Annotated in this window: 14 protein-coding genes; 2 read left to right on the forward strand and 12 right to left on the reverse strand. The window is 50.4% G+C overall.

Annotation, left to right across the window (positions count from 1 at the left end):
• Positions 1-3 precede the first annotated feature (3 nt).
• The 3 genes from MRY86_RS12585 to MRY86_RS12595 form a co-directional block, all read right to left on the reverse strand.
• On the reverse strand, positions 4-675 hold the full coding sequence (locus MRY86_RS12585; RefSeq protein WP_293566461.1) for a carotenoid biosynthesis protein: 672 nt from the start codon (positions 673-675) through the stop codon (positions 4-6).
• A gap of 29 nt (positions 676-704) precedes the next feature.
• Positions 705-2,165, reverse strand: a complete 1,461-nt coding sequence (crtD, locus tag MRY86_RS12590; RefSeq protein ID WP_293566462.1) for a 1-hydroxycarotenoid 3,4-desaturase CrtD — start codon at positions 2,163-2,165, stop codon at positions 705-707.
• A gap of 65 nt (positions 2,166-2,230) precedes the next feature.
• On the reverse strand, positions 2,231-2,830 hold the full coding sequence (locus MRY86_RS12595; RefSeq protein WP_293566463.1) for a riboflavin synthase: 600 nt from the start codon (positions 2,828-2,830) through the stop codon (positions 2,231-2,233).
• Positions 2,831-2,970: 140 nt separating this feature from the next.
• Between MRY86_RS12595 and MRY86_RS12600 the strand changes: the two genes are divergently transcribed.
• Together MRY86_RS12600 and bshB1 are read left to right on the forward strand one after the other, a co-directional pair.
• Positions 2,971-3,465: a hypothetical protein gene (locus MRY86_RS12600; RefSeq protein WP_293566464.1), complete on the forward strand. Its 495-nt coding sequence runs from the start codon at positions 2,971-2,973 to the stop codon at positions 3,463-3,465.
• Between the two features lie 88 nt (positions 3,466-3,553).
• On the forward strand, positions 3,554-4,285 hold the full coding sequence (bshB1, locus tag MRY86_RS12605) for a bacillithiol biosynthesis deacetylase BshB1 (protein ID WP_293566465.1): 732 nt from the start codon (positions 3,554-3,556) through the stop codon (positions 4,283-4,285).
• On the opposite strand, the gene MRY86_RS12610 is transcribed toward bshB1, so the two are convergent.
• The 9 genes from MRY86_RS12610 to MRY86_RS12650 all read right to left on the reverse strand — a co-directional run bounded on the left by MRY86_RS12610 (position 4,268) and on the right by MRY86_RS12650 (position 18,909).
• Positions 4,268-5,599: an ATP-binding protein gene (locus tag MRY86_RS12610; RefSeq protein WP_293571536.1), complete on the reverse strand. Its 1,332-nt coding sequence runs from the start codon at positions 5,597-5,599 to the stop codon at positions 4,268-4,270. The two genes, bshB1 and MRY86_RS12610, sit on opposite strands and share 18 nt — an antisense overlap.
• A gap of 33 nt (positions 5,600-5,632) precedes the next feature.
• On the reverse strand, positions 5,633-6,064 hold the full coding sequence (locus tag MRY86_RS12615) for a hypothetical protein (RefSeq protein WP_293563244.1): 432 nt from the start codon (positions 6,062-6,064) through the stop codon (positions 5,633-5,635).
• On the reverse strand, positions 6,045-7,175 hold the full coding sequence (locus tag MRY86_RS12620) for a THUMP domain-containing protein (RefSeq protein ID WP_293563245.1): 1,131 nt from the start codon (positions 7,173-7,175) through the stop codon (positions 6,045-6,047). The genes MRY86_RS12615 and MRY86_RS12620 overlap by 20 nt, the downstream gene beginning before the upstream one ends.
• Before the next feature lie 87 nt (positions 7,176-7,262).
• Positions 7,263-7,799, reverse strand: coding sequence for a hypothetical protein (locus MRY86_RS12625; RefSeq protein WP_293563246.1), 537 nt, complete (start codon positions 7,797-7,799; stop codon positions 7,263-7,265).
• A gap of 65 nt (positions 7,800-7,864) precedes the next feature.
• On the reverse strand, positions 7,865-8,530 hold the full coding sequence (locus MRY86_RS12630) for a hypothetical protein (RefSeq protein ID WP_293563247.1): 666 nt from the start codon (positions 8,528-8,530) through the stop codon (positions 7,865-7,867).
• 49 nt (positions 8,531-8,579) lie between these two features.
• Positions 8,580-8,705 carry a hypothetical protein gene (locus tag MRY86_RS12635; RefSeq protein WP_282780588.1) on the reverse strand — a complete coding sequence of 42 codons (126 nt, stop codon included), beginning with the start codon at positions 8,703-8,705 and terminating at the stop codon, positions 8,580-8,582.
• A 74-nt stretch (positions 8,706-8,779) separates the two neighbouring features.
• Positions 8,780-10,405, reverse strand: coding sequence for an acyl-CoA carboxylase subunit beta (locus MRY86_RS12640; RefSeq protein ID WP_363325363.1), 1,626 nt, complete (start codon positions 10,403-10,405; stop codon positions 8,780-8,782).
• A gap of 32 nt (positions 10,406-10,437) precedes the next feature.
• Entirely contained in the window at positions 10,438-11,862 is a 1,425-nt protein-coding gene (locus MRY86_RS12645; protein ID WP_293563249.1) for a Do family serine endopeptidase, read from the reverse strand.
• 153 nt (positions 11,863-12,015) lie between these two features.
• A complete protein-coding gene (locus tag MRY86_RS12650) occupies positions 12,016-18,909 on the reverse strand; it encodes a T9SS type A sorting domain-containing protein (RefSeq protein ID WP_293563250.1) in 6,894 nt (2,297 codons plus the stop codon).
• Positions 18,910-19,466: the final 557 nt, after the last annotated feature.

Consider the following 19,466-nt stretch of genomic DNA (forward strand, 5'->3'; position numbering starts at 1 on the left):
AGTTTAAAAAATCAGCAGGGCTGCAAAAAAGATGATTTGTAGGCAAAACAACGCCACTGCCACTTTGTTGCGCCGCCCGGGGTGCCAGTAAGCAAAGAGGACCTCCAGGGGCCAGGCAACCGCCAGCCAGCCGAGGTAATTTTGCAGCGGTACCACATCGCCCTCCCACGACCAAAACCCGTAGGCCATCGCTACCGGCTCTATCATTACATCCAGCCCCACCATCATCAATGCGGCCAGGGTACCCCGAAGCCAGAAGCTGCGCTGCCCGAGCAGTGTATTGCTGAGGATGCCTGCACAGTAGCCGAGCATGAGCCAGTTCACGCCAATCATAAGGGGCGTACCCCAAATCTTGGGGCCTAGCACATGGCCGTAGGCGTAATCCCCGAACAACAGCCCGGTCTGCACACCAAACAACTCCGCCCCAAAGCCTGCCAAATAGGCAATCAGCAGGTATAAAACCGTCTTCCGCTGCCACTCACCGTGATACCAAAGCACCAGCCCCACCGAAACCAACAGATTGAGGGGCGTAAGCAGGATAAAGTCCGGATGAATGGGCAGCAAAATACCCACAATGCCGACCAGGTATAAAACCGATAGCACCACAATCGATACATCTGCCGATTGCAGGCCTAAAAACTTCCAGCTAGGGGCTTTCAGAGATTTACTTGTCATTGATTGAGTCTTCAATTTTCCATTGCTGTTCAGGCAGCTTCCATTACATCTTCCACTATTTTGGCAGAAAGCAGGCAAAGTGGAATGCCGCCGCCAGGATGCACACTGCCCCCGCAAAAGTACAGATTCTTAATCCGGTTAGAAAAGTTGGCGTGCCGCATAAAGGCAGCCATACGGTTATTGGAACTCGTACCATAGAGGGCGCCGAGATGGGAACGGGTTTTTGACTCAATGCTCCTCGGGTCCAAGATGTCCTCACAAACGATCAGAGACTTCAGGTCCACGCCCAGTATACGGCCAACTTTTTGGACAACCTCCTCCCGGGCCCGGTCAATAATAGCATCCCAGTCCTGCCCGCTATCATAGGGCACGTTGATCATCGTGAACCAGTTTTCGTGGCCTTCGGGGGCGTCACCTGGCTCGCATTTGCTGGAAATATTGACGTAAACCGTGGGATCTTCATACACTTCTCCGGCTTCCAGCAGGTCAAACTCTCGCTTATAATCTTCGCTGAAGAAGATATTATGCAGCCCAAGCTCTTCAAAGCTGTGCCGGATGCCCCAGTAAAAAATCAGGGCAGAGGTCGACTTCTGTTGCCTTAGCGTAAGCTGTGGATGCCTGGCATCCGGAAGCAACTTCTTGTACGTGAAGAAGACATCCATATTACTAATTATGCGGTCGTAGTGGTGCTGCGCTGTGCCCACCTGCAGCCCTACCGCCCGGCCATTTTCCACCAGGATACGGTCAACCGGTTGCCCCATGTGGAAGGTCACGCCTTTGCGGACTGCCAGGTCGTAGATAGCCTGCGTGATAGCATTCATTCCTCCCCTCGGAAAATAAGCCCCAATCTGATGCTCAAAGTGCGGAATGATGCTCAGCAGCCCCGGCGCCTTGTAGGGGTTGGAGCCGTTGTAGGTGGCAAAACGGTTGAACAGTTGCACCAATTTTGGTTCCTGCAGCAAGCGCTCGTTCACCCGGTTCATGCTTGTAAACAAGTCAAGGCCAGGGATTTTCAGCATGGCCTTAAGCACTTTGGTATTGGTCCAGGTAGACAGCCGGTGAAGCGATTTCTCAAGGAAAATCCGCCCGGTAAGTTCGTACTTATAAGCACTGTCGGATAATGCGGTGTGCACCCGCTCCGCCGGCACGCCAAGCTTGTCTTCCACTTCGTTGCCAAAAGCAGTGGGGTCGGCGTAAGCATTCAGGCGGGTGCCGTCTTCCCAAAAATAGTGGCAAACGGTATCCAGCCGGTCATATTGGAAATGCTCCAGAGGGTCTTCACCTGCCAGCCGGAAGAGGTCGTCCACGTACTGTGGCATAGTGAATAGTGAAGGCCCTGCATCAAAGCGGTAGCCCTGCAGATCAAACTGCGACAGCTTTCCTCCGGGATAGTCATTGGCTTCGAAGACTTCGACCTCATGCCCCCGGACGGCCATCCGTACGGCACTGGCCAGCCCGGCAATACCTGCTCCGATAATTCCAATACGCATATTGATTCCTTTGTTTCGGGCGATTAACATCCTCAATTCAGGAATGTTGGTCGCCCGGCGGGATTTTAGACTTTCTGAGCGTACAAGTGGGCGTAGCGGGCGATGTACTTCCCGATGATGTCAAATTCCAGATTGACCCGGTCGCCCACTTCCAGGTCCTTGAAGTTGGTATGCTCATAGGTGTAAGGGATGATGGCTACCGAAAAACGGTCCTCCACCGGCTCCACTACCGTAAGGCTCACCCCATTTATGCAGACGGAACCTTTATCTACGAGCAAATGCTCTTCTGTGGGCTGATACTTGAAGCGGTAATACCAACTGCCGTCCCGGGTTTCCACTTCCGTGCAAACAGCCGTGGCATCCACGTGGCCCTGCACCATATGGCCATCGAGGCGGGCATCTGCTTTCATGGCCCGTTCCAGGTTGACCAGGCTGCCTACAGACCAGTCCCCAAGGTTGGTCCGCTTCAGGGTTTCTTCGATTGCGGTGACGGTGTGGGTGCCTTCGTCCAACTTTACCACCGTAAGGCAGGTGCCGTTGTGCGCTACACTCTGATCAACCTTTAGAGCGCCAGAAATCGGGCTGGCGATCGTAAAATGTACATTTGTACCTTCCTGCTTGATTTCCCGTATTTCTCCTGAGGCTTCAATTATTCCTGTGAACATATTAATTGTATTGATCTTCTGTTGTGAAAAACAGCCCCCCTTCTATTTAGTTGTCTGGTCCATGCCCATGTATTTTGTAACTTTAAGCTACCTTCGCGTTATGCTGGTAATTACGCCCTCACGTAATTTGGAACATCAATATGGAAGACATCAACCTGGAACAATGGCTGGAAACAGCTACAGACTACCTGGCTTCTACCGGACCTATGGAATGGGGTATCGGAGGAGGTGGGCTTATTATCTTCATTCTGCTGCTCTCCTTATCTGGCGGCCGTCGGCGCAAGAAGCGTAAGGCCAAAGCTATAGCGCCCAATCTGACCATTAGTGCGTTCCAGCTCTCGCCAATGGGCAGAGATGCTTACTTCAAGGTCCACAACCATGGGCAACTTGCCCGGCTTAGTTCGCTATCCATCAAAGGGAAGGGGCATATACAGGTCAAGAATAACATCGCCGGGCACGAAATTAAAACTGGTGACTCTTACCGGATTTTGCTGGAAGCGACCGGCCAGAAAAAAATCAATAAGGATTTCATTGTTGAGCTTACTTACCTCGACCAGCTCGGTAATGTCTACCGGCAGGACTTTCCGATCGCCAAACAGGCCGCTGATCAACCTAAGCTGATCAAATTTGCCTGATTGGATGCTGAACACTTAGCAGTAACCGGGTGTTCCCCGTCTTGGTACTGTATTTTCATTCCATCAAAATGCACTTTATCCCTTCCGCATGAAAGTAGATATACTGGCTATTGGCGTACACCCCGATGATGTAGAACTGAGTTGTAGCGGCACCCTGCTGCGGCATATTGATCAGGGCAAAACGGTAGGCCTGCTCGACCTTACCCGTGGAGAACTAGGCACCCGGGGCACAGCTGAAATCAGGGATCAGGAAGCAGCAGATGCGGCCGGCTTACTGGGCGCGGCGTTTAGGAAAAACCTGGAAATGGAAGACGGGTTCTTCTCTTACAACCCGGACAACATCAAAAAAATCATCGCCATCATCCGGGAGCATCAGCCGGAAATCGTACTCTGTAATGCGGTAGACGACCGGCACCCCGACCATGGCCGTGCAGCCAAACTAACGGCTGATGCCTGCTTCTACTCAGGCCTGGTGAAAATACCGACCTATGACGCAGAAGGCAATCCACATGAACGGTGGCGGCCAAAGGCGATGTATCACTATATACAGGATTTTAACTTAAAACCAGACTTCGTAGTAGATATCTCAGCATATATGGAGCAAAAGCTGGATTTGGTGAAAGCTTTCCGCTCACAATTTTATGTTCCCGAAGCGAAAGAGTATGAGCAGGAACTGAGTTCCCCAATTTCCTCCAAAAGCTTTATGGATTTCCTGAAAGCCAAAGCCGCTACTTATGGCCGCCCTGCAGGATTCGATTTTGGCGAAGGGTTTACAGTACCCCGTACACCGGGAGTGCAGAACTTATTTCAGTTGTTTTAGCCCACTGGCCTCCACAGAGTCATTTCCCGGGAAGGTGAAGTAAAAGGTAGCGCCTTCCCCTTCCTGCCCTTCACCCCAGAAACGCCCTCCGTGCAGCTCTACGATTTGCTTTACAATGGCCAGACCGATACCTGTGCCTTCAAATTCATGAGCAGAATGTAATCGTTTGAATGGGCGTCCGAGGTCATTAGCAAACTGTTGGGGGAAGCCCGCCCCATTGTCTTTGACGAATACGATTTGTTCGCCCCTGTCTTGATAAACCCCAACCTCAATATTGGAAAATTCTTCCTTTTCGGAATACTTCACCGCATTGGAGAGCAGATTATGGAAGATATGCCAGATCAGACCTTCATCCCCAGCTACCTTCCCCAGTTCGCCTTTTTTGTATTCAATTTTCCGGTCTTTGGCAATATCGGACTCCAACTCCGTCCATACCTTCGTTGAAACTTCATCCAAATCAACAATTTCCCGCTCAAGATTTGTTTTTCCTATTCTATTCAGCAAGGTGAGCCCTTCAATGATCTCCTGAATCTTGTCGTGGTTTTGCTTAATCATTTCAAACAAATCCCCTACTTCCGCTTTGGCTTCAGCCGACAACCTGCGCTCGACCAACTGCGCAAAGGACTGCGCACGCCGCAGTGCACCCTTCAGGTCATGGGTAATCGCAAAGTTGAAGCCTACCAGATTAGCATTTACATCTTCAAGCTCTTCCCGCTGCCTCGCAATCCGGGCTTCTTTTTCTTCCAGCGTATACAAATAAGTGGCCTTTTCTTTTTCCTGACGGTGCTGCCCACGGAGGACAAGGATGGAAAATACAGCTAGGATCAGGATGGATGCTGCCCATCCCATACTTTCTATCTCTCCCATAAAGATCCCTACTATAAAGGCAATAGTCAAAATGCCCGTTGTCCACATGAGGATAGGACGGGCGCCCTGAGCCACAAGGGTATTAATGGCTAAGATGGTTAGCGTCCCCGTTGTCACAGCAAAGTATTCTTGTACTCCATATTTGGAACTGGTAAATACCAAATCTGCAATGCCCAGCATCATAATCAGATAGGCCGTTAAGGTAATACCATGGAAAGTATTTAACTGACGGGGAGAAGGTTTGAAGATTAAACTAATAAGAAAAAAGGCGGCTGCTAATGCCCCAATACCACGCCAAAGAAGTGTCCCTTCCAACCCTAGTTCAGTTTGGTCTGTATGGTAAAAAAAAGGAAGGATGATAAATGCAAGCACTGCGGTCACCGCGCCATACCATCGGGACCGTTTGGCTTGTTCACTCAGAAACCTTGATTGATGAGCTTGATTCATCTTTGCGTTGGGCTTTAAGACTAGAATACCATTTTAAGGGAGAAAATCATTGTGCAGGCTTTTGCCTTCCAGCTTTTGCACATAGTGATACTCTCCCAATCTAAACTTTACAGGAAACTGAACAGCCTGCTCTAATCTGTACTCCCACTTACAAATCACCCCAAGGTGCTTATAAGCGTGTGCAGGATCTGTTCTAATAATCGATTGTTGGTACGGCAGCTTACTTTTAGCAGGCAGAGGCAAAGGCATGGCAAGCCGGTAATTCAGTGGAAAGATCACACGACCGAATGTGAGGATACTTCCTTCTTCAGCAACTAAATACAGTTCTGAATGACCGCTTTGTGCCTTTACATTTAGGCTTTGAGCAGTAAGAGAATAGGTAGTTAAAACTGCAAGTAAGATAAATATAAAGCAAAAATTCCATACAAGTCCTACCCAGTGGCTATTATTTTCGTGTGCCCTCATACAATTCATATTTTACAAAGCGGCACTCCAGAGCTCCATTAAACAAAGGTATCTTTAGAGAAGACTTCAGGCCCAACCGCTTAAATCCATCTATACTGGAAGAGATGATCCAGGCATCAAAGCCCGTAAAGCGTTGTTTGAGTTGATCGCCGATCATCTCATAAAAGGCGCCAATATCTGCTTCTGACAAGCGCTCATCGTAAGGCGGGTTCATTAAAATCATTCCCGACTCCACTTCCGGCTCCAGTTTTTCAAATTTCTTCCGCTGTACGGTGATGGTGTCTTCCAAACTGGCAGCCATTGCATTTTGCTCGGTAAGCCGCATTGCTTTGAAGTCTTTGTCTGAACCGAGGATAGGCACCGGCGATTTGCGGACACGCTGTTTGGCCGCTTCCAGGATTTGCGCCCATAGCGCTTCGTCAAAGTCGGGCCAGCGTTTAAAACCAAAGTGTTCCCGGTTGAGCTGCGGGGCCCGCTGCGTGGCAATCAGCCCGGCTTCGATAATCAATGTACCAGAACCGCACATGGGGTCCAGCAAAGGCCGGTCCGCATTCCAGCCCGAGAGCAGCACCATGCCTGCCGCCAGTACTTCATTTATTGGTGCCTCTACTGATGACAGGCGGTATCCGCGCTTGTGCAAGGAGTCATCAGAGCTGTCCAGCGCTATCGTGCATTCGTCATTAAAAATGTGCACATTGACCCTAAGCCGGGGCGCATAGACATTAACGTTGGGCCGACGGCCAGTTGCTTCACGGAACTGATCGACAATGGCGTCCTTGGTCTTCAGGGCGACATATTTTGAATGGGTAAAGAACTTCGAGTTGGTGACGCCGTCCACCGCAAGGGTATCATTCACCTTCATGTATTGGCTCCAGTCTACCGTGCGTACCAGGCGGTACAATTCGTCCTCTGTCCTGACTTTACCCTGCTTCACGGGCAGTAAAATACGCAGGGCGGTACGAAGTTCCAGATTCGCCCGGTACAGCAGTGCTTTGTCTCCTTCAAAGGCGACAGCACGGTTGATGGGCTCTACTGCCTGTGCACCCAGTTCTTCCAATTCCTGAGCAAGGACCGGCTCCAAACCGGCAAGTGTTTTTGCAATTAATCGCATATGGGCGGTTCGTTCTAATTCTTCAATGGCTAACACAAATCATTTGGCGCCAGCCTGCATCGGAAAGGTAGGAACTTTTAGGCAATCTTACCTCGGAAGGTGCTCCAGCCGGATCATCAGGTGCCCAAGACCCCGCCGGTAAAGCCAGGTCGTGTGGAAGTCACTAATTGGGGCATACATTTCTATATCTACCCGGGATTTCACGGATGGGTAGGCTTCCAGGTCCTCCAGCAGTCGATGTACCAAAGCGTACCTCACACTCAGGGCACTGTGGTCTACCGCCAGAATCAGCCGCAAGTCCTGCTCCGTTTCCAAAAGGCTTAACAAATGATCCAGCAGGTTAGCGTCTATGGTCAGCCGGGGCGTGATGAGGTCCGGTCCCAGTTTGCGCATGACATCTTCCAGTTTGGTACTGGCTGATGTTTCTAAATCATCTGCAGACGCTCTGCTGAACGAGCCTGACAATGTGCTTACAGGTTCCAGCTCGGATGCCCCTGAGGAAGGACTGTAGCGATGATTTGGCGCTGTGCCCCTCTGATGGTGGGAAGGCGGCCCGGTTGCCCCGTTGGTTTGGGCATTAAGCCACAGGGGCAAACACAGGAATAGCAGGTAGAGGTATTTCATAGGCAGCTGTGATAAGGTGTGATTTGGGTACACACTCAAAATACAATTTTTTATAATACCTCGCACTACTTTTCGTATTGGTACAAATCATCCCCCGGCTCTGCTATGTCACAGGGCACAATTGGGGAGCAGTGGTCGACCATTAAGTTGCCGTTGTAAGGGGATACCTCATCACCTCCGTAGTAATAGTACGCCTCCAGATAAATGTAATCATAGGTGTCTGAGGGCTCCAGCAGCAATTGGTACTCCTCCCATGCTTCGTTTTCTACAGGTTCAGTTTCATTGAGCAGCTCCATCCCTTTGCCTTTGGTTTTACCACCCCAAACCCGGAGTACACAGGGTTTGTTAAAATTCGCTTTTAGTTTGGTAATCCGGCTAATACTAATGTATTCCGGCGACCGCATGAGCGCAACGGACCATAGGTAACAAGTGTATGCACGCAGCGGATGTTCCAATCGCTGCCCCACGCACTCCCAGGTTTCATTATCGCGTACGACCATGCCTACATAGGTTCTACCATCCAAAGCGGGGGAGCTAACACCAAAGTTGCCAGCGGGATGAATATCTGATGGAGATTCACCCTGAAATCCCTCATTGTTCCAACCTTTTGGTGGTCGGCTATGCCGGGGCGCATCCTCAAAAGACGGATTTTCCAAATAGATGATCTCCTGGGCAGAAAGGAAAGCGCAATGGCTAAAGAAAGCCAGAAATAAGAGCGTGAAACGTTGCATCGTCTATTGATTTAGAGCAAAGAGCAGATGCACGAAGATAAGCATTTTGCTACATGGCACACTTGCCCAGCCCCACGAAAATAGCAATCCATACCAGCCCCTTGATCAGGAAGAATAAAAAGCCGGCTACACCTAATCTTTTCAGCCACAGTTTTAACCGATTCTCGCGCTCCATTTTGTGCTTTGTTCGTTTTAGGCTAAGAACATTCAAAGCAGGTTTTGGTTTGGCGGAGCAGCTGATCGGCTACCTTAGGTTTGCAGTACACCGGGATTGAAGCGATCCACTTCCGCATTACTCGCTGCCTCTATGCCCATGGAAATGACCTTACGGGTTTCCAGCGGGTCAATAATGGCATCCACCCACAGTCGGGCAGCGGCGTAGTAGGGCGTAGTCTGTTCGTCGTAGCTGGCTTGTATGCGGTTGAGCAATTCCTCCTGCTCCTGCGTGCTTGGCGCTTCGCCCTTTGCCTTCATGGAGGCCACTTGTATTTGCATGAGCACTTTAGCGGCCTGAGAGCCCCCCATTACGGCAATCTTGGCACTGGGCCAGGCTACGATGAGGCGCGGATCATAGGCTTTGCCGCACATCGCATAATTGCCGGCACCATAGGAATTGCCCATGACGATACTGAACTTTGGTACGGTAGAGTTGGAAACGGCATTGACCATCTTGGCGCCATCCTTGATGATGCCGCCGTGCTCCGACCGTGTCCCAACCATAAAACCAGTCACATCATGCAGGAAGACGAGCGGTATCTTTTTCTGGTTGCAGTTCATGATGAAACGGGCGGCTTTATCGGCGGAGTCGGAATAAATCACTCCACCAAATTGCATCTCCCCTTTCTTGTTTTTGACCACTTCCCGGTTGTTCGCCACAATACCGACTGACCAGCCGTCAATGCGGGCGTAGGCGCAAATGATGGTCTTACCGTAGCCGTTTTTGTAGTAAGTCAGCTTGGAATCGTCAACCAGGCGTTTGAGGATTTCTGTGGTTTTGTAGGGCTTCGCGTTCCCTTCCGGAAAAAGATTATAAATCTCTTCCGGATCGGCTTTAGGCGGTTGGGGTTCCGCCCGGTCGAAACCTGCTTTGGGGAAGTGACCGATTTTATCTACCAGGTCGCGGATGGTCTCCAGGCAGGTTTCATCATCCGGTATTTTGTAGTCAGTTACGCCGGAAATTTCGCTTTGGGTGGTTGCTCCGCCCAGGGTCTCCTGATCGACCTCTTCTCCAATCGCGGCTTTGACGAGGTAAGGCCCTGCCAGAAAGATGGACCCTGTGCCTTCCACGATAAGTGCCTCGTCGGACATAATAGGGAGATAAGCCCCACCTGCAACACAGCTACCCATAATTGCCGCTATTTGCGGAATGCCCATGCTGGACATGCGGGCGTTATTGCGGAAGATACGCCCGAAGTGTTCCTTGTCCGGGAAAATCTCGTCCTGCATCGGCAGGTATACCCCGGCGCTGTCTACCAGATAGATAATCGGCAGGCGGTTCTCCATGGCGATTTCCTGAGCGCGCAGATTTTTCTTGCCGGTAATCGGAAACCAGGCACCAGCTTTAACCGTGGCATCATTAGCGACAATCACGCATTGCCGCCCGCTCACATAGCCAATGCCCACGACTACGCCGCCAGCCGGGCAGCCACCGTGTTCCTTGTACATCTCGTATCCTGCGAAAGCGCCGATTTCCAAAAAGTCGCTGTCTTTGTCGATGAGCCGATCGATACGTTCCCGGGCGGTCATTTTGCCTTTTTTATGCAGCTTCTCAATTTTTCGCTCTCCACCGCCTTTGTAGATTTTTTCCAGGCGGTGCTGCATACGGGAGAGCAGCAGTTTCATTGCGTCTTCGTTTTTACTTTTCTCAATGTCGATTTTGGCCATATTTGGTTAGTGGTTTTGTCGTATCAATCCAGAGGGAAAGCGTAGTAGTATTCCCCGGAGTAGCCTTCGTAAATGCCTTCCAGCATGATTTTGCCGGAAGCGCGCTCCAGATAGTTGACCAGGTCCTCAACTTCGTCTACCGGGCGGTTGTCTATTTTGGTAATGACAAAGCCGGGGTCCATATTGGTGCGTTCCACCCGGCTTCCCCGGTAGATGCTGATCACCTTCACGCCATCTACATCGAGCCGGCGCTGTTCTTCCCTGGTCAGCTCCCGAAGCTCAAAGCCCAGGTCGAGTAAGATATCTTCATTTTTAGCAGTTACAAGCGCGGTGCTGTTGCTCTTATTCTTTAGTATCACCTCTACCTCCTGCTGCTTGCCGTCACGAATGATCTCAATTTTTATGGCATTGCCCGGGCGGTAGCGCCCCAGCTGCTCCTGCATTTCTGGCAGCGTCTTGGTTTTCACACCATTCACACCGATGATGACATCGCCCTTTGTTAGCCCTGCGTCGTCTGCGCCACTATCGGGCGTCACGCGGTTGATGTACACGCCTTCCACCGCATCGAGATTGAGGCGTTTGGCCATTTCATTAGTCATTTCGTCAATAAATACCCCCAAAATACCTCGCTGCACAACGCCATAGTCCCGAAGGTCACGTACTACCTTGCGCACCAGATTAATGGGTACGGCAAAGGAGTAGCCCTCGTACCGGCCGGAGCGGGTAATGATGGCAGTGTTGATGCCAATCAGTTCCCCGTTGGTGTTCACCAGAGCCCCCCCGCTATTGCCAGGGTTGACGGCAGCATCGGTCTGAATAAAGGATTCAATGCGGTCCTGCCCTTCCAGAATATCAATACTACGCCCCTTGGCGCTTACAATACCGGAAGTCACTGTGGATTCGAGATTGAAAGGGTTGCCAATAGCCAGTACCCACTCTCCTACCCTCAGGGAATCCGAATTGCCAAATTCAAGCGAAGGGAGGTCCTTCGCATTGACCTTGATCAGGGCGAGGTCAGTGGAAGGGTCTGTACCGATCAGTTCAGCACGGTACTCGCGTTTATCGTTGAGGGTCACTTCGATTTCATCACTATCTTCAATGACATGGTTGTTGGTAACGATATAGCCATCATCCGAGATGATCACCCCGGAGCCGGAAGCAGAACCCACCGCTGAACTACCCCACAGATCGAAGCCGCCGCCGCCCTGTATCGTTTTAATATTGACCACAGCAGGTATCACCGTCTCTGCCGCACTCGAAAAATCTGTAGGCGAAGCAGAAAGGAACAAGCGCTGCTTGCTCACATCCATCTGATCGAAGTTGGTATAGCGGGCCGCAACGGTTTCCCGAATGATGACTTCTTTAGGAGGGTCAATGTATCTGTAGGCCAGAACGGCCAGCACTGCACTAAGCAGGGAGCTGATGGCAATGAGAAGGTACTGCTTCATAGGGATTCAAAAGTTGTAAGTGCTGATTCCTATAACGAATCTCTAATGTACTAAATTTTTCAAAGGGCCCGGTTAATAAAAAGCGGGCACCCGGCTTATTATTGCCAGATGCCCGCTTAATCGATTAAACAGGTACGTTATGCCTGTTTGCTGTTATTCTACAATGACCATCTTCTTAGTCGCTGTATAGCTGCCTGCTGCAACAGTATAGGAGACTACACCAGCTGCTGCCAGATCAGCCGAACGCACAGTCAATTGGTTATAGCCCCTTGTGCCTTCGAGGCGGTAGAGCTTCAAGACTTTCCCGGTGACATCGCTGATTGTCACTGTCGCCTGAGCTGCTTCCGGAAGGCTGAAACCAATCACGGTTTCTCCCCTGAAGGGGTTTGGCTGGTTCTGATAAAGCTCAAAACCGGCAACCGCTGCGGCTGTACCGCTAAACTCGATGGCTATGCCCCGGAAGGTTCCGTCTTTGCCATAAGCTTCCGCTTTGGTTACGGCTGAACTAACGCCCAGTACCTCGCTCAGCATCACATCGCTTTGTGCACGCAGTACCAGTGTGAACAGTTCCGTACCTGCCAGGGACTCTGCTATCGTTTTAGACGCCCAGTTCCAGCTTGTGGTGATCATGCCTTCGCCAGCGTATACCAGACCAAAGTGGTCCTCTGTAGCCATACCGCTTACGATGTCGACCAATGACACCTCGCTGCTCAGCGTCAGCGTAGCCTGATAGCCTTCAATGGCCTGCAGATCGGTGGCAGTAAAGGTTACGCGGTATTCATTGCCTGCCTTCAGCTCCTGCTCGTCCGTTTGCAGTGCAAAGAGGCCTTCGTAGCTGCGCTCGTCAATAGTTGCAAAGCTGTTAGGCGTTGCATCGCCACTTACATCACCAACCTTCACTGCAACAAAGTTGGCATTGCTAATCCCCCCTAAGGGCAAATCATTGAAGTTGATGACTTCGGGGAATTGCGCGGCCCATGGATTAGCAGGATTCGGGAAGTTGTAGTTTGCTTCCACAAAGCGCCAGCTGGTATTGTCGGTAAACGAAGTAGTAATGGACAGAATCAGCTTACGGAGCTGAATCAGATCAAGCGTAGTTACCGTTCCTGAGCGGTTGACATCAGCTGCAATCAGCTGATAGGGTGAATCCAATGGATCTACGCCCAAAATATGCTTGCTGATGAGCACCAGGTCGTAAGTGGACACTCCATTGAGGTCATCACCATCGCGTTGTGGCGTAACGGTGTAGTCCAGCCCGGGCTGTAGTCCGGTGAAGCTGTACTGACCATCTGCCTGAGTCATCATCATATCAGACATTTGTCCAGACAGATTGACCATAACGTCTTCTACTGCTTCATCCTGCGGGGTGCTGATTGCACCGGCTGCCATTGGTGATGCATCTCCGCAGAGGCCCATATTGTCCTGCACGAGGATGTAGGTCTCGCAGAAGTCACCGTTGCCGGCAGCATCGTATGCCCAGATTTCCACAACAAGGGTACCCTCATCGTCACAAGTCAGGATCAAGCCGGTCTGATCCGGATCATTTGGCTCACCAACGCGGTTGATGGAGTACTTGATGGGCTCCGAACAGTCAGAAAGCGGAGATACGATGAAATCGCTCGCCCAGATTTCCGCCATACCGGCTCCCGGGTCTGGCAAATTATCGCCATCCTCGTCTACCGGCATCAGCTCAATAGCAAGACCATTGATACAAGCAGGTGCCGGCGCTTTGCAGTCGATCACGCTGAACGGCAGTACTGCAAGATCTGAATTACCACAGCCATCTCTCACACGTACTTCAAAGGAGTGCGCGCCGATTGGGAAAGTCCCTGTAATCGTGAAGTTGGGGTAAGCACCAGACAGCGCACCGTTGAGCGGTGTAAGTGTACCGTTATTGAAAGCATTAAGGAAGACATCAACATCCAGGTCGTTCGGTGTGCAATCTTCATCAACGGTGAATGGGAAGACGACTGTTGCATCGCAATCCTCATTGTCCAGTGAGCAGAATGGTGAAGCGGTATTGAAGGAAATCTCTGGTGCAATATCATCATATACTTTGATGATTTGGGTGTACTGATAGAAACCCGTTTCATCGTATACGAAGTCGTAGTAGTCGTTGGAAGTCCCGCAGAAATTGATACCCGGCACGTTGTTGTCCGGTGATTCATCCGTATCCTGGTCAAAGTAGATTTTCCCATTTGGACGGGCAAGCAACCATATGCTCTTATCACCAGGCGTACCGTTACAGTCTTCATCCCGGCCAACGATGTAAGGGGCGCTTTCACCATCGTACTGACACCAGTTGATCACCTTCCAGGTCCGGAAGATTTTATAGCATTCATCCCCAGAGGCCGAGAAAGTTTCATCAGAACTGGAAATGGCAAGCAGGTCGCAACCGATTTCATTGTAGGTCACGCTGTCCGGCTCAGCAATACCGCACTGTGCTTCTGCATCTTTAGGGAAGTTGATTTCGTAGTTGTGCACCTCATTAACCGTAATGACCTGTACACAGCTATTGGTGCTGTTGCGGCCGTTCACGTCGGTCACCCGGAAAATACGGGTGATGGAGCCAAAGCCACAATCAAGGTTATTATTGGCAGCCACCTGCTGTACACTCGCGATGCCACAGTTGTCTGCACCGGTAGCCATGCCGAAGAGGTCCTCCAGCTGATCGGCATTGGTTGGGTCAAACCCATAAGGAAGATCATCACAGTCTACCACTACGTTATCAGGGGCATCACAGAATGGATTGATCTTGTCCTCCGGTGTCACGCTCAGCCAGCAGGTGTTCTGATTACCGTATTGGTCGGTGACGACCAGGGTCACATCAGAGGTCACGCCAACGTCACAGCAGAAGAAATCGACGTAGTCTCCGGCAACACTGTTTTGTGTACCGCAGGTATTGGTAACGGGGTTGAAATTATTGCGGAAGACCTGAATGGTCACATCACCGCAGTTATCCCAGGAACCCTCGTCTACATCATGAGCGAAGATACGCGCTCCGGCAGGCTGCCCGGGCACGATATTGCCACCGCCAATGCTCACGTTTAGTTGGTCATCACAAATTGCGATAGGCTCGATTTGATCGACAACCTCGAAAGGACAGTACAGCTCTGTTGCATTGCCGCAGTCATCTTCTGCTACGTAGCGGAAATAGTGGCTACCAAATGGAATACTGCCCACAAACCGGCTTGCACCCGGTGCAATGGTCCGTACAACGACCGTATCAATCTCGATACCTGCAAACAGACCGTACTGGTTAAAGATGCTATCTTCCACCTCTGTCACGATCTCAGTATATACACTTACACCTGAGCAGTTGTCTGAAATATTAGCAGGCATAGGCACTGCGAATGCTGCCGTACAGGCAAATGGGCTGGAAGAGTATACCAATGGTGTACCAGCCGGGCACTCAATCTGAGGTGCTGTGAAGTCCCCTACCTTGATCAGCTGATTGACTACGAGCGAGCTGCCCGGGTCGCACCAGTCGAAAATAGTCCATTCCCGGCGGAACTTGAAGCGGCCGTCGCACTCGTCTATCGCTGGGGTATCATCAAATGATGCACCAATATTGCAATAGGAAGGCGCAATATCAAAGATCCCAAAAGCAGTGAAGATGAATGGATAGCCGGTCAGCTCCGGGCTTGGGTTGCCGTCGGCCAGAGTCGGATAGTCCTCATCGCACTCAATCGCAACGGTAAAGGAAGGCAGGTTAACATCGTCCAAAGTAGGCTTGCGGAAGGTAATCTGCTGCTTGCAGTTGTCCGTGCGGCCGTTGTCGTCTCTTGCGACGAAGGTCCGGGTAATGACAACGTCTCCACAATCGCCATTAGCGACAAAGTCATCCGTAGCTGTTATCTCTACATTTGCGTCACAGTTATCCGTAGCGGAAGGTGCGCCGACAAAACCGTACGTGCCCTGAATGAATGCTGTTTGCTGAGCAACGCTTCCGGCATCACCACCGTAAATGTGATCGAAATCATCACAGAACAGCGGTGCTGTCAGTGTTTCAGTAGTTGTTGGCAAAGCAGAGAATGTCGTATCAAACTGAATGGTCCAATCTGGCAGGGTGGTTTGGGAATAATTCCAAACACCGACCAAACCATTGCCATCACTAAAGATGGTGTGTTCGTAAGCGCCTGTCTCATCTGCGTCGAAGCTGGAAACCAATACAAAGTAGGATTCATAGGCCCGAAGTGGGAGTGTCACCCGTACCTGGGGATCGAATAAACCGCCGATTGGACCAACATTACCGAGGATGTTATCGTCTGCTGCATACAGGATATTTTCGCAGGGGCTATTAGGATTAAAGCTGCCCTGATATAAAGCCGTGAACCCATCGCCCCATTCCGTATTCAGGTAAATGGTGTAGATATCGTCCTGGCTCACCTGGAACTCAATGATATCGTAGTAATGCGATCCGGCCGTTGGGCCAGCTGCATCGAGGAAGCAGGAATAGTCTGCCAGTTCCAGTTGTGGGTCTGTAGTCGTCAGCGCGCCCTGGATTTTCTGGACAGAAGTGCTAAAAATAGCTTCTCCTGTATCATCCGGGCAGGTAATTACCGGAGCAGTCTTGTCCTCCGCCGTAACATAGCCCCAACAATTCTCGAATCCGGGTACGTCCGGACCGGAAATATCATAAATAAACTGACCATCCCCATCGACAATATTGCCGTTAGATGGGTTGAGGTCATTGACGATAGTGATGCTGAAGTCTTCTTCTGTCAGGCAGCCGAAGTTGCCTTCGAGCACCATATCGGCAGTGATGACCCGGGAGCAGTTATCATTGAGGGTGACATTGATATTATCGTTACACGCCAGGTTGGTTGAAGGTGCAGCAGCCTGGGTTACACTGATCGCAAAACTTTCGGAACGGCTGTTGCCCGATCCATCTTCTGCGAAGATGCTAACGGTGAACGGCCCTGCGTTTGCAGGCGCAGTCACAACATAGGTATTGCCAGTAGCTGGCGCGATGGTTGCGCTGCCTGACACGGTTACGTTAGGCGTCAGTGCGCCTTCACAGTTGTCTATTGCAGAAACCTGGAAGCTCACCTCCGCGGTAGAGGGACCGCAGGGGTCCAACACAACGTTGATATTCTGAGAAGGATAGACAATGATTGGAGCTGAGTTATCTGGCTGATCTGTAACCGTAAGCTCTGATATGCCTTCAGATGTATCCCCAGCGCCATCCGTATAGCTGGCTACCAAAGTATATACACCGGCCGGGATACCACTTAGGCTCCAAACATATAAGCCACTTTCTGGGTCGGAAGCCAGTGGATCGATCGCTGGTGCAGCAGCGCCATTTAGCGTAAAGGTGGCACCAGACAGGTCGGTATCACAATCATCTGAAATTTGCACCTGGAAGCTGAGATTTGCACCAGCTGTGCAGATAGGCTCCAGGAAACTCAGGTTACCGGGCATGGTGATTCCAGCCGGCTGATTTGCATCCTGTACCACACTTACCGCATGGTCTACTGTTACACCACCATAGGTGAAGTTAATCAAGTAATTACCCGGTGCGAGATCGCCAGCTGCCTCAAAATATGCAAACCCATCTTCAACAAGAATATAGGTGATTGCCAGGGGAGCGCCACTTACAGTAATAGCACCTGAGAGGTTATCATCCGCTGTAAGATCACAATCGTAGATATTACCCGATAGCACCACAAACTCAGAAGCCTCACAGGCTGGCACATTGAACTGCCCATTACCTGAAATATCAACAATCGGCTGCGGGCTGTTTGCTTGTTCTACGCTTACCGTAAAGCTGTAAATGGTTGTGTTACCGCTGTAGTCAGTTGCGGTATAGCTGATATTGTAAGTACCTTCGGACAATACGGAGCCGGATGTAGGCCCTGCGGTCTGCTGTAGATCAGGTTGAGTATCGCAGTCATCCACAACGGCGATGGTCCAATTGACGGGGATGCCTTCGTTTTGGCAAGCAGGAATTTCCACATTCATATCACCCGGGCCATAAACTTCAGGAGCACGGTTGTCATTCACTGTCAAAATGTAATCTAACACTTCTGAGTTGCCATTTCCGTCTGTAGCGGTGATGGTCAGTGTATTTTCACCTACAGCAAGAAAAATATCGAGCACATAGGCTGCATCCAATCCTATTTGCTCAAAAGAGACCGCAGGTGCTGCGCCCGGATTAAGGTTCGTCAACGTAACGTCAAAGCTGAGCTCAGACGGGCTTTCACAATTATCGGATGGCAGTACAGACCACAGCAGTTGTACGCCACACTCCCCTTCCGGTGGGTTGTAAGAAAAAGCAGCTCCGGGATTCACAGAAACACCTCCTGACCCTGTCACTTCTAATTCAGGCGCTTCATTATCAGAGGCGGCAAGTGTCACCTCTGTGGAAAGGCTTTCCACGCAATCTGCGTCGAAGGTACAGTCCCCTTCATTTACCAGCTCCAAAGTAATGGTATAGGTAGTGCCGGCCCCTGTGCTGCCCGGGAGACTGAATGAAACCACTTCTTCTGAAGCCACATTATCTTGGCGATCGGCTTCACTTCCGTTTGCAAGCACTACAATATTGTAAGCCGCGTTACAGTCAGACACCTCATCGTCAGCGATATCGCTAACCACAACATCGAAACTGCCATCATCTCCTCCGCAAACAGGGTTCACTATAGCAGAGATTTGAATTTCCGGGAGTGCATTTTGGATGAGCCCCCCATTAATTTGCCCAGTGGCAGAGGCTACATTTGATGCACCACAGTTAGCAGTAATTGCATAGTTGTAGTTAATCCCCGGAGACAAAGTTCCGGAAGCAATAGTCAGTTGAGTGTTGGTCATATTTACGAAGTCCACGACCGGCTGATTGCCGTTCTCTATATCTACTGTATAGCTGTTCGCTTCGTTGGAGCCATCCCAATCAAGTGTTACGACTCCGTTGCAATCATATCCCACTGTCACGTTGGCTGGAATCGGGCATTGCCCAAATAGGCTTCCTGACCAACCTGTAAGCAGTACTACTGCAAAAAACAGACCCGGTATCCGGGTCGTAAAAGATTTTGTCAATGTCATAATGTTCATAGAATTACGATTTGTGTTAATGGAATTATGGTCAATAAGGACATATACGATAGTACTGCTCCCTGTCAAAAAGGCAAGGGCAAGGCACTATTCGCATAACCTCCTATAAATACTTAAGCATTGAAGGTTACGAACCTGTCGTTTAAGAAGAATAAACTATGAAGGGGTCTAAAATTACATTAAGGCACGCGGGTAAACCGTTGCCAGGAGTGCATACTAATAAGTTGTTAAGGTAGGTTGAAAAGGGTGTGTAACAGGGTAGAGCTTTACTTGTTAGGCTCTCTTTTTCTTTTTGTAGGTCTTTGTGAGGTCAAATAACGGATATTTATTTCAATTATGCAATACCTTCTTTTATAAAGATCTTAATTTGTATCTGCTTAGTCAAATTATTTTTTTAATGAATACAAACCAGTCTTTCTATCATTGATTTAATAGACTAATCCCTATAAAACCAGAAAGACCGGGCGCCCTTTCGGATGCCCGGCCTCCCGGTCTGCCCCACTGCGGGCGCCGCCTGTGCAGCGCCCGCCGGGCTATATCTCAAAGAGACGGCTTAC

The sequence above is a fragment of the Phaeodactylibacter sp. genome (assembly GCF_022763345.1).
Classification (GTDB): Bacteria; Bacteroidota; Bacteroidia; order Chitinophagales; family Saprospiraceae; genus Phaeodactylibacter.

What these genes read in the sequence shown, in the direction of transcription:
- MRY86_RS12615 (WP_293563244.1), bottom strand. Translation starts at nt 6,064, where the DNA reads ATGAGGGCACACGAAAATAATAGCCACTGGGTAGGACTTGTATGGAAT.
- MRY86_RS12595 (WP_293566463.1), bottom strand. Translation starts at nt 2,830, where the DNA reads ATGTTCACAGGAATAATTGAAGCCTCAGGAGAAATACGGGAAATCAAG.
- MRY86_RS12600 (WP_293566464.1), top strand. Translation starts at nt 2,971, where the DNA reads ATGGAAGACATCAACCTGGAACAATGGCTGGAAACAGCTACAGACTAC.
- MRY86_RS12625 (WP_293563246.1), bottom strand. Translation starts at nt 7,799, where the DNA reads ATGAAATACCTCTACCTGCTATTCCTGTGTTTGCCCCTGTGGCTTAAT.
- MRY86_RS12645 (WP_293563249.1), bottom strand. Translation starts at nt 11,862, where the DNA reads ATGAAGCAGTACCTTCTCATTGCCATCAGCTCCCTGCTTAGTGCAGTG.
- MRY86_RS12635 (WP_282780588.1), bottom strand. Translation starts at nt 8,705, where the DNA reads ATGGAGCGCGAGAATCGGTTAAAACTGTGGCTGAAAAGATTAGGTGTA.
- MRY86_RS12620 (WP_293563245.1), bottom strand. Translation starts at nt 7,175, where the DNA reads ATGCGATTAATTGCAAAAACACTTGCCGGTTTGGAGCCGGTCCTTGCT.
- MRY86_RS12630 (WP_293563247.1), bottom strand. Translation starts at nt 8,530, where the DNA reads ATGCAACGTTTCACGCTCTTATTTCTGGCTTTCTTTAGCCATTGCGCT.
- MRY86_RS12585 (WP_293566461.1), bottom strand. Translation starts at nt 675, where the DNA reads ATGACAAGTAAATCTCTGAAAGCCCCTAGCTGGAAGTTTTTAGGCCTG.
- bshB1 (WP_293566465.1), top strand. Translation starts at nt 3,554, where the DNA reads ATGAAAGTAGATATACTGGCTATTGGCGTACACCCCGATGATGTAGAA.
- MRY86_RS12610 (WP_293571536.1), bottom strand. Translation starts at nt 5,599, where the DNA reads ATGAATCAAGCTCATCAATCAAGGTTTCTGAGTGAACAAGCCAAACGG.
- MRY86_RS12650 (WP_293563250.1), bottom strand. Translation starts at nt 18,909, where the DNA reads ATGAACATTATGACATTGACAAAATCTTTTACGACCCGGATACCGGGT.
- crtD (WP_293566462.1), bottom strand. Translation starts at nt 2,165, where the DNA reads ATGCGTATTGGAATTATCGGAGCAGGTATTGCCGGGCTGGCCAGTGCC.